We start from the raw sequence: 15103 nt of genomic DNA on the forward strand, positions 1-15103 counted from the left end.
GTGTCACTTTCGCTTTGGCAGCAATGTCTTGCCCGATTGCAGGATGAACTACCTGCCACAGAATTCAGTATGTGGATACGCCCTCTTCAAGCTGAATTAAACGATAATACACTGGCACTTTATGCCCCGAATCGTTTTGTCCTTGATTGGGTAAGAGATAAGTACATCAATAATATCAATGAATTATTGAATGACTTTTGTGGTACTGATGCACCAGTACTACGTTTTGAAGTGGGGAGCAAACCAATAACGACTCCTCCAGCGAGTACGCAATCTCGCCATGCTCATGAAGTGCCTGCGATTGCCATTCCATCGGCACCTGTGAAACCAAGTTGGGACAACTCAACCAAAGCACAGCCTGATGTCGCCTATCGCTCAAATGTGAATCCAAAACACACATTTGATAACTTTGTTGAGGGTAAATCAAACCAACTCGCTCGCGCTGCTGCGAGGCAAGTAGCTGAAAATCCCGGCGGAGCCTATAACCCTTTATTTCTTTATGGGGGAACGGGTTTAGGTAAAACGCACTTATTACACGCCGTTGGTAATAGCATCATGCAACACAAAGCAAATGCGCGCGTGGTGTATATGCATTCTGAACGTTTTGTTCAAGATATGGTCAAAGCTTTACAAAACAATGCGATTGAAGAGTTCAAACGCTATTACCGTTCTGTCGATGCATTGCTTATCGATGACATCCAATTTTTTGCGAACAAAGAGCGTTCTCAGGAAGAATTTTTCCATACCTTCAACGCATTACTAGAAGGTAATCAACAAATTATTTTAACTTCCGATCGCTACCCTAAAGAAATCAACGGGGTCGAAGATCGTTTAAAATCGCGTTTTGGCTGGGGGCTAACTGTCGCCATTGAGCCACCAGAGCTAGAAACTCGAGTCGCGATTTTGATGAAAAAAGCCGATGAGAATGAGATCCAACTTCCAGGAGAAGTGGCCTTTTTTATCGCAAAACGCTTACGTTCCAACGTTCGTGAGTTGGAAGGGGCGCTAAACCGTGTTATTGCAAATGCAAACTTTACAGGCCGCGCCATCACCATCGATTTTGTACGTGAAGCGCTGCGAGATTTACTAGCACTACAAGAAAAACTGGTAACTATTGATAACATTCAGAAAACTGTCGCTGAATATTACAAAATAAAGGTTGCAGATTTACTTTCTAAACGCCGTTCCCGTTCTGTCGCTCGCCCGCGTCAGATGGCAATGGCACTGGCGAAAGAACTGACGAATCATAGTTTGCCTGAAATCGGGGATGCCTTTGGTGGCCGTGATCATACAACGGTATTGCATGCTTGCCGTAAAATTGAACAATTACGGGAAGAAAGCCATGACATCAAAGAGGATTTTTCTAATTTAATCAGAACTTTATCATCTTAATTGCTATGAAATTTACTATTGAACGCGAGCAGTTATTAAAACCGTTACAACAGGTTAGTGGTCCATTAGGCGGGCGTCCAACGCTACCTATTTTGGGCAACCTTCTCTTACAAGTTAAAGAAGGTGCTTTGCTATTGACGGGAACCGACTTAGAAATGGAGATGATGGCCAATGTTCCTTTAACACAGGAACATGACGTTGGAGCAACAACCGTTCCAGCACGCAAGTTTTTTGATATCTGGCGTGGGCTACCTGAAGGTTCTGAAATTCGAGTCGAACTTGATGACGACAGATTGCTCGTTCGCTCTGGACGTAGCCGTTTTTCACTGTCAACCTTACCGGCGACCGATTTCCCAAATTTAGATGATTGGCAAAGTGAAGTTGAGTTTTCACTTCCACAGTCAATCCTTAAGCGCTTAATTGAAGCAACCCAGTTTTCAATGGCACACCAAGATGTTCGTTATTACCTCAACGGCATGCTATTTGAAACAGAAGGTCAACTTTTAAGAACCGTTTCTACCGACGGTCACCGCCTTGCCGTCTGTGCCATGGATATCGGACAAGACTTACCTTCTCATTCAGTCATTGTGCCGCGTAAAGGGGTGATTGAATTAATGCGCCTGTTAGATGGCGGCGATTCTCCGGTACAATTACAGATTGGTAGCAATAATATTCGCGCGCATGTCGGTGACTTTATTTTCACGTCAAAACTCGTTGATGGCCGGTTCCCTGATTATCGCCGTGTACTGCCGAAAAACCCAGACAAAACATTAGAAGCTCGCTGTGATTTACTCAAACAAGCGTTCTCACGTGCAGCGATTCTATCCAATGAAAAGTTCCGTGGTGTTCGTTTGTATTTCAGTGAAAATCAACTTCGCATTACCGCGAACAACCCTGAGCAGGAAGAAGCGGAAGAGATTGTTGATGTGAGCTATCAAGGCACAGAAATGGAAATCGGTTTTAACGTGAGCTACATCTTAGATGTCCTCAATGCGCTGAAAAGTGAAAATGTCACTCTGTTTTTAACCGATGCCGTGTCGAGTGTTCAAATTGAAGACTCCGCCAGCAACGCAGCGGTTTATGTCGTCATGCCAATGCGCTTGTAATTATTTTTATGATACTTTCGCGTTTATTGATCCGCGATTTTCGTAATATTGAAGATGCCGATCTCACTTTAGCTAATGGATTCAATTTTTTAATCGGTCCTAATGGCAGCGGTAAAACCAGTGTACTGGAAGCGATATACACGTTAGGCCATGGTCGTGCATTTCGCAGTATTCAAGCGAACCGCGTCATTCGTCATGAACAAGCGCAATTTATCCTACATGGGAAATTAGGCCATCTTGATGAATCACGCAAAGAACTGTCACTCGGTTTAAGTAAAAATCGTGAAGGTGACAGCAAAGTCAGAATTGACGGGACAGATGGTCATAAAATTGCAGAGCTAGCAAAACTGCTGCCAATGCAATTAATTACCCCTGAAGGGTTTACGTTGCTAAATGGTGGACCTAAGTATCGGCGAGCCTTTATCGATTGGGGGTGTTTTCATAATGAACCCTTGTTTTTTTCCGTTTGGTCAGACTTAAAACGGTTATTAAAACAACGTAATGCCGCTTTACGGCAAGTTAGCCATTATGAACAAATACGCCATTGGGATAAGCAGTTAGCTCCCCTTGCAGAGCAAATTAGCCGATGGCGGGATGAATATATTGCAGGTATTGCGGAGAATATTGAGCAAACTTGCCAACAGTTTTTGCCTGAATTTGTTTTATCGGTCTCTTTTCAACGCGGTTGGGATAAAGAAACCGATTATTCAGAGCTATTAGAGCGCCAATTTGAGCGCGATAAAGCGTTAACCTATACCGCGTCAGGGCCACATAAAGCAGATTTACGGATCAGGGCAAATGGAACCCCTGTGGAAGATATGCTTTCACGCGGTCAGTTAAAACTTTTAATGTGCGCATTAAGGTTAGCGCAGGGTGAGTTTTTCACCCGACAGAACGGGCAAAGATGCCTGTATCTACTGGATGATTTTGCCTCGGAACTTGATTCGGGCCGTCGTCAATTATTAGCGGCTCGACTCAAGGCTACGCAAGCTCAGGTATTTGTTAGCGCAATAACACCTGAGCAAGTTAAAGACATGATTGATGTAAATAGCAAGATGTTTAGCGTAGAACGTGGCAAAATAGAAGTTAAACCACAGGAATAAATATAGCGGGAAACGTTGATGTCGAATACATATGACTCCTCAAGTATCAAGGTATTAAAAGGGCTGGATGCCGTGCGTAAGCGCCCAGGCATGTATATCGGTGATACCGACGATGGTACAGGTCTTCATCACATGGTCTTCGAGGTTGTCGACAACGCTATCGACGAAGCCCTCGCCGGCTTTTGTGACGACATCGTGATCACAATCCATGCTGATAACTCTGTCTCTGTTCAAGATGATGGTCGTGGTATTCCAACAGGTATCCATGAGGAAGAGGGAGTATCAGCAGCAGAAGTTATCATGACAGTTCTGCATGCAGGCGGGAAATTTGACGATAACTCCTATAAAGTCTCCGGCGGTCTGCACGGGGTTGGGGTTTCTGTTGTTAACGCCTTATCCGAAAAATTAGAGCTGACTATCCGCCGTGATGGTAAAGTTCACGAACAAACCTATAGCCATGGTGAGCCACAAGGCCCATTAACCGTGGTTGGTGAAACGGAGCAAACCGGAACACGTGTCCGTTTCTGGCCAAGTATGGATACCTTTAAAGGTGTCACTGAATTTGAATACGATGTTTTAGCGAAACGTCTGCGTGAGCTATCATTCTTAAACTCAGGTGTATCAATCAAACTCATTGATAAACGTGATGGCAAAGAAGATCATTTCCACTATGAAGGCGGTATCAAAGCTTTTGTTGAATATTTAAGCCGCAACAAAACCCCTATTCACCCATCCGTATTTTATTTCTCGACTGAAAAAGACGGCATTGGTGTTGAAATTGCTATGCAGTGGAATGATGGTTTCCAAGAGAATGTTTATTGCTACACCAACAACATTCCTCAGCGTGATGGTGGTACTCACCTTGCAGGCTTCCGTGCTTCAATGACACGTACGCTGAACAACTATATGGATAAAGAAGGCTATCAGAAAAAAGCCAAAGTCAGTGCAACGGGTGATGATGCTCGTGAAGGTTTGATCGCGGTTATCTCTGTAAAAGTGCCTGATCCTAAGTTCTCATCACAAACAAAAGAAAAACTCGTCTCTTCAGAAGTTAAAACCGCTGTTGAAACGATGATGAACGAACGTTTTGTCGAATATCTTTTGGAAAATCCAAATGATGCCAAAATCGTTGTGGGTAAAATCATTGATGCGGCCCGTGCTCGCGAAGCTGCTCGTAAAGCACGTGAAATGACTCGCCGTAAAGGCGCATTAGATTTAGCGGGTTTACCGGGTAAATTGGCAGACTGCCAAGAACGTGACCCTGCACTTTCTGAACTTTACCTTGTGGAAGGGGACTCAGCGGGCGGCTCTGCAAAACAAGGCCGTAACCGTAAGAACCAAGCGATTTTACCTCTGAAAGGTAAAATTCTGAACGTCGAAAAAGCGCGTTTTGATAAGATGTTGTCTTCACAAGAAGTGGCTACGCTAATCACTGCATTAGGTTGTGGTATTGGTCGTGACGAATACAACCCAGATAAACTACGCTATCACAGCATCATCATTATGACGGATGCTGACGTTGATGGTTCACACATACGTACCCTGTTATTAACCTTCTTCTATCGTCAAATGCCTGAGATTGTTGAACGCGGTCATGTTTATATCGCTCAGCCACCACTGTATAAAGTGAAGAAAGGCAAACAAGAGCAGTATATCAAAGACGATGAAGCGATGGATGAGTACCTGATTTCGATCGCGCTTGATGGTGCTGCTCTACATTTAAGTGCTGATGCACCGGCAATGAAGGGTGAAGAGCTAGAAAAACTGGTGGTTGAATACAATGCCGCGCATAAAATTATCCGCCGCCTTGAACGCCTCTATCCACAAGCTCTGCTGAATAGTTTGGTATATCACTCAACATTGACAGAAGATGCGCTGAAAAACAAAGAACAAGTTGAAGAGTGGGCGAAAACATTAGTTCAACGTTTAGAAGAAAATGAACAGCTTGGTAGTACTTATAGCTATTTCATTAAAGAAAACCGTGAACGCCAGTTGTTTGAACCGACTATTCGTATTCGCACCCACGGTGTCGATACCGACTATAATCTGGACTTTGACTTTGTTCATGGCAGTGAGTACCGTCGTATCACGCATTTAGGTGATATGATCGCCGATTTAGTAGAAGAAGGCGCTTACATCGAGCGTGGCGAACGTCGTCAGAATATCAACAACTTTGAAGAAGCATTAGCATGGTTGAGTCGTGAATCACGCCGTGGACTTTCTGTACAGCGCTATAAAGGTCTTGGTGAGATGAACCCAGAGCAACTGTGGGAAACAACCATGGATCCAAATACACGCCGTATGATGCGTGTGACCGTAAAAGATGCGATTGCCACTGACTTGCTGTTTACCACATTAATGGGCGATGCTGTTGAGCCACGCCGTGCCTTTATCGAAGAGAATGCTCTGAAAGCGGCGAATATTGATATTTAATTACCGCCGATAAAAAATGTTATAAAACAGAAAACCTCGTGTAAAAACATGGGGTTTTCTTTTTTTATGACTTAACATAACGCTAGTTTACAGTTTTTTACCCCCTCAATATTAATTACACACGCATTTTTTATGTTATAAACGCTTAACACATACCTAATTAACTAAAAGTAATACCTATTGGAATTTTTATTAAGCAAGGTATCTAGAACACTATTATTATTATGCGTTTATTTATCATTTTAGTTTATTTTTTACTGATCTCCGCTATCCCTGCATTATTGAGTGGTGATATTAGTTTACTTTCCAAGCTAGCTATTACGGTAACTGGCACCCTAATTATGTTACTGTGCGCAGGGAGCTATAAAACGCTAGTGGGTAAAATTGCCACCGTGTTTGTTGCCTTTTTATGGGCGCTCAATCTCTCGGTTTCTTTTTTCTTTTACCAAAAACATGACATCCGCTTTTCCTCATCAATAGCCGAAACCTTTATCAATACAAATAGCAGTGAAACAGTCGGTATGCTTTCCTACAATAAATACTACGTACTGTTTTATCTTGTTGTGTTTACTGTTTATTTTCTCAGTATTCATAAGTGTGCTAAATACCTTAATCGTAAGGTCACTTTAGCTAGTTTTGGCCTATTCTGCGTCTATCTTGCGGCAGTTCCCGCCTATTATTCTGCATTATTCGCAAAACAAGATAGCTACCTACTGTTAGGGGAGCAATACCTCTCCCATACGCCTTTTTATAACGCCTCGGCACTGATTAGGAATCTCTATGAAAATCGAGGTATTAGAAAAATATCTAGCCATGTCGTTAAATATCAATATGATAAAAAACAACCTGATGCCGATATTTATGTGCTCATCATTGGTGAATCAGTACGTCGTGACCACCTTAGCCTTTATGGTTATGAATACGACACCACGCCGAACCTCAATCGACGTAAACAACAAATGTTAGTGTTTCAACAAGCCTACTCCCCTGCACCAGTCACCATCTTATCGGTTCCTGTATCGCTTTCTAATATCAGTTTTTCGCAAATGCAGGATAAGCAACATTATGCAGATAACATTATTGCCTTAGCTAACCATGCTGGTTTTGAAACCTATTGGATTAGTAATCAAGGTAAGACAAATAAAAAAACCAGTGTCATTTCTTCCATTGCCAGTATGGCAAAATACAAAAAATGGAATGAATTCGTCGGTTACGATGAAGAAATTTTGGATTATGTTGAGCACGCGATAAACACTGAGCTGGATGATTCTAAAAAGAAAAAACTGATAGTACTACACACCTATGGTAGCCATGAGCCATCCTGTAACCGCTTCCCTGAAGAAGAATATCAGGCATTCAGTGAGCAAGAGGATGATAATTGTTATGACAGCTCTATCGCCTATACCGATAAATTTATCGATAAAATTCTACAGCAGCTGGAAGGAAAATCGGCTTCGGTGATGTATTTTTCTGACCACGCTTTACAACGGTTAGATAGCGATAATCAAATACACTATCACCATGGCGTCAATAGCCCGCGTAGAGAAGCTTATGAAATTCCGCTATTTATATGGTACAGCCCCAATGCCACTAGGCCTGAATTAAATGAGCAGGTTCTACATCAACCATACTCAACAGCGAATAATTATTGGCTAATGAGTGATTGGTTAGGCATACAACAAAAAGCGGCGAAAGCCTGTTTATCTCCCTTACGCCATTGCTACCAACCACAAAAAGAGATCAATATGATCGATGGAAATCGTAATCTATTGAATTTGAAAACATTACCATCTGAGTTATCCTCTCCACAATAAGCATAAATCACTCCCTGTGATGCCATGGGGGAGTGATTGTGCTTAATCTTCACCGAATCGTTCGGGAAAATCTTTAACTGTCATTTCTACGGCATTCTTCGCTAGGCTGTCTAAAAAACCAAATAACTGTTGTGCATTTTGCTCGGTTAAATCAGCCGCCAAGTAATCATTCCATTTGTTTAATTTGTGATTTAACTCATCGACCACTTTGTTTCCCAAAAGGGTCAACGAAATATGATACGCACGTTTATCAACATCACTATTTTTCTTTTCCACCCACTTTTGTTCGAGAAACTTGCTGATCCCTCGCGTGGTGACTGACTTATCAATCACCATCGCTCGCGATATTTGCTCAAGCGTAGATTCATCATATTGTTGAATATGAAGTAACATCAAACACTCGATGGCATTAAGCCCATAAGGCTCCCCCATCCATTTCATATAACGGTGAGCCGCACGACTGATGATCCCAAAAACACGAGCTTGGTCTGTACGCATAAACACCTCATTAGTTGATTTTGTCAACTATTTAGTCGATAATTCGCTATCCATTTAGTTGATATTATCAACTAATCTTATTATTCACACGCAGATATTACTCATATTCAATACTTTATGTCACATAATAATGCCTTATTGCAGCGTTTAGGGTTTAGCCCAGATCGTTTACGTTTTGCCACAATTACGGCTTGTGCCTCCATTATTGCGCTATTTATCGCACAATATTTTCAGCTCGTTCATCCGCAGTGGGCGGCAATGACAGTATGGGCATCGGCGCAACCTTGGCGTGAAAACCTACTCGAAAAGAGTTGGTGGCGTTTTGCTGGCACCGTCAGTGGTGTACTCGCGGGCGTATTGCTTATTTATCTGCATATGCTTCATCCCCTCTTGTTTATCCTTGGGCTTGCCGTCTGGTTAGGCGCATGTAGTGGCATTGGCCAATTACAAAAAGGATTCGTTGCCTATGGTACGCTACTTGCAGGCTATTCAGCCGTCATGGTGAGTATGCTTAGCGTACATGATACCAATAATATTTTTATGGTCGCATGGGATAGATTTTGGACAATCCTGGTCGGTGTGCTATCTGCCGTTATTTTTAATTACCTGTTTACCCCTAAGCGAGATCAAGCACCAGCAACCGTGCTAAAAAATCAAATTGACCAACGATTTTATGCCGTTTTGCATCATGCATTAAATAAAAAAGAGTCGGTTAAACAAGAGGATATTGACACGTTATGGCAACAAATTGCCAGTTATGATGAGTTGCTTGAAGCAAATCGTATTGGTTGGCGTTACCATCGAAAACAGGTGGTTCAGGCTCGACAACGATTAATAGCACAAAGCCAAATATTACTTCATCTCGCCCAATTTAGATCCATTGCAGCATTCCCTTTTCCTGAACATGAGCCTTCAGAAAAAGAATGGAAACATTTACTGTTCCTTTGCCCTAACGGTCCATTAAAAAGTCTTTTAATCACGCTTTATTACGCCATTAAAGGCACATCCATCAAAAGAGTTAGCCGCATCGATAAGTTAAAACTACATCAAGACAAAATATCGGCATGGCATGCCTTCACGCGTTCATTTATCACCATTGGAGTGGTCGGGGTACTTTGGTCACTCACGCAATGGCAAACACTCGCTTATCTCACTCTAGGGCTCTCCGTGATGTTAACCATATTTGCCTCATTCGATTACCCTGATAGGTTTATGAAAAATGTCTTTATGGGGCAATTTTTAGGTGCTGTTGCGGCATTACTCTGTACTTGGTTCCTATGGCCCTTTGCAAATTCATCGTGGCAGATGGCCTTATTCATTATCCCTGTTATCGTTAGCGGTATTTTAGTTTTTGCTCACAGTCGACTGATTTTTATCGCTTTTGACTACATCATGGTGTCATTGATTTTACTGCAACCAAGCTACCCATTTTCCCTCTCGTTACCAACAAGTATCGGGAATGCAATAGCCATTGTTTGCGGCCCTCTGGTTGCTATGGCGGCGTTTATGTGGATCTACCCTACTAATCCGCAAAAACGATACCAGCACCTACTCAGGCTCGCACATCGGCAATTTAAGCAGGGTATTTTACATCTTGCTCAGGGTAATAAGCCGTCAACGACTCGAATAATGCACCGTTTATTAAATGGATTAGCACTCGCCAAAAAAAGTGAGTTTCCCTTTAAGTCGACCCTTGAGTTTTTCGAAATAAGACATGGCATTTGGTTAGTTTTATTAATGCTATATAAGCAGTTTTCACATAATCCATCGAAAAAACGCGCATTAAATGTATTAGTATTTCGTCTACAACACGACAAAATGACCCCATACAATATCGAACGCATTATGCAGCGATTACAACGCAACGAAAATTCAAATAGAGTGGTGTTGTTACACCGCTATTTAAATAAATTATCTGCGGAAAAGATAAGCTAGCTGCACCTCAACGCTGAGGTTTCAGGTGCAGCGATAATTGAATGCATTTACAGCAAAATATTTAACATACGACGCAGTGGCTCTGCTGCTCCCCACAATAGTTGGTCACCAACTGTGAAGGCTGACAGGTATTCAGGCCCCATATTCAATTTACGAAGACGACCAACAGGTGTACTTAATGTACCTGTTACCGCCGCTGGGGTAAGTTCACGCATAGTGATTTCACGATCATTAGGGACGACTTTGACCCACTCATTATGCGATGCCAGTAGCTGCTCAATCTCATTAAGTGCAATATCTTTTTTGAGTTTTAGTGTGAATGCTTGGCTATGGCAACGCAGTGCACCAACACGAACACAAAGCCCATCAACAGGAATAATATTGTTACCTGTCGCCAAAATTTTATTGGTTTCTGCTTGGCCTTTCCATTCTTCGCGGCTTTGGCCATTTTCGAGTGCTTTATCAATCCATGGGATCAAACTACCGGCTAAAGGTACCCCAAACGCATCGGCTGGCATCGCGCCGCTGCGTGTAAAGTCTGTCACTTTTTTCTCGATATCTAAGATAGCGGATGCTGGGTCTTGTAGCTCTTTAGCAACTTGAGTATGCAAAGCGCCCATTTGTATCAATAATTCGCGCATGTTACGTGCACCAGCACCTGACGCGGCTTGATAAGTTGCTACAGAAGCCCATTCAACTAAATTATGAGTAAATAAGCCGCCTAATGACATGAGCATTAGACTGACGGTACAGTTACCGCCAACAAAGGTTTTGATCCCTTTATTCAAACCGTCTTGGATATGTTGTTGGTTGACCGGATCAAGAATGATGATCGCATCATCTTTCATACGTAATGCTGAAGCAGCATCAATCCAATAGCCATCCCAACCTGCCGCGCGCAATTTAGGATAGATATCATTGGTATAATCACCGCCTTGACAACTAATAATGATATCTAACGCTTTTAATGCATCAATATCATTGGCATCTTGTAGTGTACCGCGATGACCGCCATACGCTGGAGCTTCTGCACCATGCTGAGAAGTGGTAAAAAATACAGGATGAATTGCGTTAAAATCACCTTCTTCTACCATTCTTTGCATTAAAACTGAACCGACCATGCCCCGCCAGCCGACAAATCCTACATTTTTCATTGTGTTCACCCTGTCCATTTAAACATTTTTACCCAAATAAATTTCGAGATCCCCTGTATCCCTTCTTTCTTTATTCACAGAAATTAGAAATTCACTAGGTACATTAAAGCTGACAAAATATGAACCAGTGTGCAAGTGAAATTATTCACTAATAATAAGAAGATTAGTAATATCGCTAATATACTTGCCATACGGCCAGGCTTAGAACGACTCACTAAACTCAATATTTGACTTACCTTCTACTTTACTGGCTCTAAATCGTTATCCATATGCCCGCCTGCTACCGAAAAAACCGGCTATTGAGTCGCCTTTTCTTTCCAAAACAACAATAAAAAATGCTTTTTTGTTATTAATTAATATCATGAATGATCACTTTTGATTAAAATCCCCACCTGCTTTTCTCAGGATACTCTTTGCCCTATGATCAAATATGTTCTTTTTAGTTTCTGGATAGTGTTAATTTATCCTTTAGGTGTCGACCTGCATCTAACAGGTATTCCGCTCATCGCCGCAGACCTACAAGCAACTGAAAGCCAGTTGCATATGGCCTTCTCTATTTATCTCGCGGGAATGGCATCAACAATGTTAATTGCTGGCTGGTGCGCCGATCATATTGGGCGTAAACCTGTTGTTCTGGTGGGTGCCATGATATTTGCGGCCTCATCCATCATGGCTGGCACATCCACTACCGCTAATTTCTTTTTGATTGCTCGTTTTTTACAGGGAATTGGGGCGGGATTCTGCTATGTAGTCACCTTCGCCATATTACGTGATGTATTATCGGCAAGAGTACGTACTAAGGTACTCGCGATGATGAATGGGATTACTTGCATTGCGCCAGTACTTGCCCCTGTTATCGGTTTTGCCATTTTACTCTTTTACCACTGGTCAGTGATGTTTTACTTTATGGCTGCCTACGCGGTCGTCAGTATTTTGTTTTGCCTTATCGGTATCAAAGAAACCAAACCGGTCATCAATAAAAATCAGCACAATGACACGCTAGCAACCTCCGCCGCAGAGGAACGTTTTCTTAATAGCTTCTTTTTGACTCGCTTGATCATTTCCTGTTTCGGTATTGCGGTGATTTTAACCTATGTTAATGTCTCCCCAATCATTTTGATGGGTAACTTAGGCTTTACAACGGGGCAATTTTCTACGGCAATGACACTACTGGCGATGCTGAGCATGGCAACATCATTTTCCATGCCAAAGCTGATTTCTTTATTTAAGAGCCAATCTCTTATTTATACTGCCCTCAGTTTATTTTTAGTCAATGCGCTGATTTTGCTGTCCTACTTATCAGGCATTGAACATATTGCGCTGCTATTTGTTGTGTTTGGTTTTTGCGGTGTAGGCTTTTCAATGTTATTTGGCATTATTATGAGCCAAGCGCTCTCACCCTATTCAAGAAAAGCGGGTATCGCCAGTTCTATTCTCGGTATTTCACAACTGAGCTTTGCTTCTCTTTATATCTGGATTATGGGTTGGATTGGCGTACAGTCCATGCATATGCTGTTGATCATTTTATTAGCGGCGGGTCTTATCAGTATGATATTACTAAGAATATCAGCCCAATCAAGTTTGAAAACTGCAACGATAGAGTCAATATAGCCCCTTTAATCGATAAAAAATAACCATCGCGGCACAGGACTGCGCGATGGTTCAGGAAAACGGAAGCAAGTTCAATAGCCACTCACTGTTCTTCCATAAACACATTATTCAAATTTCCCATCGACTTTTACGCCAATTTATTAACGTATTGATGATTTATTCCGTTGTGAACATCCCTGGCATTTAAGGCAAATCAGCGTTTTTTCTTACAACCTTGGACAGCTTTAAAACGTGGGTTGGTTTTACAAATAACATAGACACGGCCACGTCGACGTACGATTTGACAATCAGGATGGCGCTGTTTCGCCGTTTTTAATGAACTCAACACCTTCATGATTATTTTTCCTCTTTTGACAAGAAGCGAGCAAAACGTTTTTGGAACTGTGCCGTTTTCCCTTCTTGTGAAATCATTTTTTGTTTACCTGTATAAAACGGATGTGATTGTGAAGAGACATCCAGCGTGACATAAGGATAGGTTTCCCCTTCAAATTCAATGATTTTTTCCGTTTTAATCGTCGAACCTACTTTAAAATAGGCATCAGCACTTGTGTCGTGAAATACAACAGTTCGATATTGTGGATGGATACCGTCTTTCATCTTAATACACCATTTGTTATGTTATAATATAACAATATTAAATTTAAAATGATGATGCAACCTTTTTGTGAAAAAGAAAACGCATCAACGAATCAACTACTTGTTTTAATTAGAAAATAGTCACAGATAAACCGTCTTCTTTATTTTGCATATTGAGTATTTATCCTGTTAATGCAGCGGTGAGTTGCTTAATAGGGTTACCGACGGAGAATATGAAGTTATTCAGCTAACAACAAATAAAGTTCAATCGAGAGAAATCGTTCTTTTTGGCTTATTGGTGATGACGTATGTCCATACAAGAAGAACATCATTGATAGGTAAGCGAGAAAACGGTGGATTCGAACATGCCTCTTCCACATTCACCGTAGAGAAATGAGCATATCCATCGCACCTAGCATTTCAATCCCCGTAAAAAATAAAGATCAAAACGCTAATTCCCCCTATCAAGAACTTTTGTATAATTAGGCAAACACACACTATTCATTTATTATTTATCAAATAGATACAGTAGTATTAATGATGAATTAACCACAAAGGGATAACAAAATGTATTACGGCTTTGATATGGGCGGTACTAAAATTGAACTTGCTGTGTTTGATGAGTCACTCAACCCTATTTGGCAAAAACGTGTGCCGACACCTAAAGAAGATTATCAAGCTCTTTTACATGTCTTCCAAAGTCTTACTGAAGAGGCCGATGCAAAATTTGCTTGTCATGGAAAAATAGGCGTCGGCGTGCCAGGTATTGTGAATCATGCCAAAGGAACGGTGTTTACCACTAACGTTCCCGCAGCGCAGTACCAACCTTTGATACAGGACTTAGCGAATACCTTACAGCGCCCAGTCAAAGTCGAAAATGATGCTAACTGCTTTGCACTTTCAGAAGCTTGGGCCCCCGATTTCACTCGTTATCCTACCGTACTCGGCCTAATATTAGGCACCGGTGTTGGTGGTGGTTTCGTTACGCAAGGTAAAGTACTTTCAGGAAAAAATGGTATTGCAGGTGAAATTGGTCATATGAATATTTCACTGCAAGGCGCTCGACGCCTCGGTGATAGTGTTCCTGAAATAACTTGTGGTTGTGGAAAGAAGGCTTGCTTTGAAACCTATTTGTCCGGCCCAGGTTTTGAGCGAATTTATGCTTCTTTTACTGGTGAAAAAAAATCAGCCATCGAAATCATTCAGCTTTATCAGCAAGGTGATGTTGCCGCTAAACAGCATGTTGAACGTTATATTGATCTATTAGGTATGTTTTTAGGCCAAGTATTAACGGTTCTTGATCCTGATTTAGTCGTGATTGGTGGTGGCTTATCTCAATTTGATGGTATTTATCAGTTATTACCCGATGTACTTCCACAATACTTATATGGCATCGCTAATCTGCCTGCGATTGAAAAGGCGCGATATGGCGATTCAGGGGGAGCAAGAGGCGCTGCTTGTTTAAACTTACGCGATTAATG

The 15103-nt window shown here is 41.8% G+C and carries 12 protein-coding genes; 8 read left to right on the top strand and 4 right to left on the bottom strand.

Features of this window, described 5'->3' with window-relative positions:
- The 5 genes from dnaA (at position 1) to G3341_RS00025 (ending at position 7848) form a co-directional block, all read left to right on the top strand.
- Positions 1-1392 (top strand): chromosomal replication initiator protein DnaA, encoded by a 1392-nt coding sequence (dnaA, locus tag G3341_RS00005; protein ID WP_163860443.1) that lies wholly within the window; start codon positions 1-3, stop codon positions 1390-1392.
- A 5-nt stretch (positions 1393-1397) separates the two neighbouring features.
- Entirely contained in the window at positions 1398-2498 is a 1101-nt protein-coding gene (dnaN, locus tag G3341_RS00010) for a DNA polymerase III subunit beta (protein ID WP_154623501.1), read from the top strand.
- 8 nt (positions 2499-2506) lie between these two features.
- Positions 2507-3601: a DNA replication/repair protein RecF gene (gene recF / locus G3341_RS00015; protein WP_163860444.1), complete on the top strand. Its 1095-nt coding sequence runs from the start codon at positions 2507-2509 to the stop codon at positions 3599-3601.
- Between the two features lie 18 nt (positions 3602-3619).
- Positions 3620-6034 (top strand): DNA topoisomerase (ATP-hydrolyzing) subunit B, encoded by a 2415-nt coding sequence (gene gyrB / locus G3341_RS00020; protein ID WP_154623499.1) that lies wholly within the window; start codon positions 3620-3622, stop codon positions 6032-6034.
- 224 nt (positions 6035-6258) lie between these two features.
- The gene (locus tag G3341_RS00025; RefSeq protein ID WP_163860445.1) at positions 6259-7848 is read left to right on the top strand and encodes a phosphoethanolamine transferase; all 1590 of its coding nucleotides are present in this window, start codon (positions 6259-6261) and stop codon (positions 7846-7848) included.
- Between the two features lie 42 nt (positions 7849-7890).
- Here G3341_RS00025 and G3341_RS00030 read toward each other — a convergent pair whose 3' ends face one another.
- Positions 7891-8346: a MarR family winged helix-turn-helix transcriptional regulator gene (locus tag G3341_RS00030; RefSeq protein WP_154623497.1), complete on the bottom strand. Its 456-nt coding sequence runs from the start codon at positions 8344-8346 to the stop codon at positions 7891-7893.
- 117 nt (positions 8347-8463) lie between these two features.
- On the opposite strand from G3341_RS00030, the gene G3341_RS00035 reads away from it, so the two are divergent.
- Positions 8464-10281, top strand: a complete 1818-nt coding sequence (locus tag G3341_RS00035; protein ID WP_163860446.1) for an FUSC family protein — start codon at positions 8464-8466, stop codon at positions 10279-10281.
- A gap of 47 nt (positions 10282-10328) precedes the next feature.
- Here the strand turns inward: G3341_RS00035 and asd are convergent, their stop codons facing one another.
- On the bottom strand, positions 10329-11435 hold the full coding sequence (gene asd / locus G3341_RS00040) for an aspartate-semialdehyde dehydrogenase (RefSeq protein ID WP_154623495.1): 1107 nt from the start codon (positions 11433-11435) through the stop codon (positions 10329-10331).
- Positions 11436-11855: 420 nt separating this feature from the next.
- Here asd and G3341_RS00045 point away from each other — a divergent pair, with 420 nt between their 5' ends.
- Positions 11856-13046, top strand: coding sequence for an MdtL family multidrug efflux MFS transporter (locus G3341_RS00045; RefSeq protein ID WP_154623494.1), 1191 nt, complete (start codon positions 11856-11858; stop codon positions 13044-13046).
- Positions 13047-13239: 193 nt separating this feature from the next.
- Here G3341_RS00045 and ykgO read toward each other — a convergent pair whose 3' ends face one another.
- Positions 13240-13380: a type B 50S ribosomal protein L36 gene (gene ykgO / locus G3341_RS00050; RefSeq protein WP_154623493.1), complete on the bottom strand. Its 141-nt coding sequence runs from the start codon at positions 13378-13380 to the stop codon at positions 13240-13242.
- Positions 13381-13382: 2 nt separating this feature from the next.
- Positions 13383-13643, bottom strand: a complete 261-nt coding sequence (locus G3341_RS00055; RefSeq protein ID WP_163860447.1) for a type B 50S ribosomal protein L31 — start codon at positions 13641-13643, stop codon at positions 13383-13385.
- Positions 13644-14189: 546 nt separating this feature from the next.
- Here G3341_RS00055 and nagK point away from each other — a divergent pair.
- The gene (gene nagK / locus G3341_RS00060) at positions 14190-15101 is read left to right on the top strand and encodes an N-acetylglucosamine kinase (protein WP_154623491.1); all 912 of its coding nucleotides are present in this window, start codon (positions 14190-14192) and stop codon (positions 15099-15101) included.
- Positions 15102-15103 lie beyond the last annotated feature (2 nt).

This window comes from Providencia vermicola (assembly GCF_010748935.1).
GTDB lineage: Bacteria > Pseudomonadota > Gammaproteobacteria > Enterobacterales > Enterobacteriaceae > Providencia > Providencia zhejiangensis.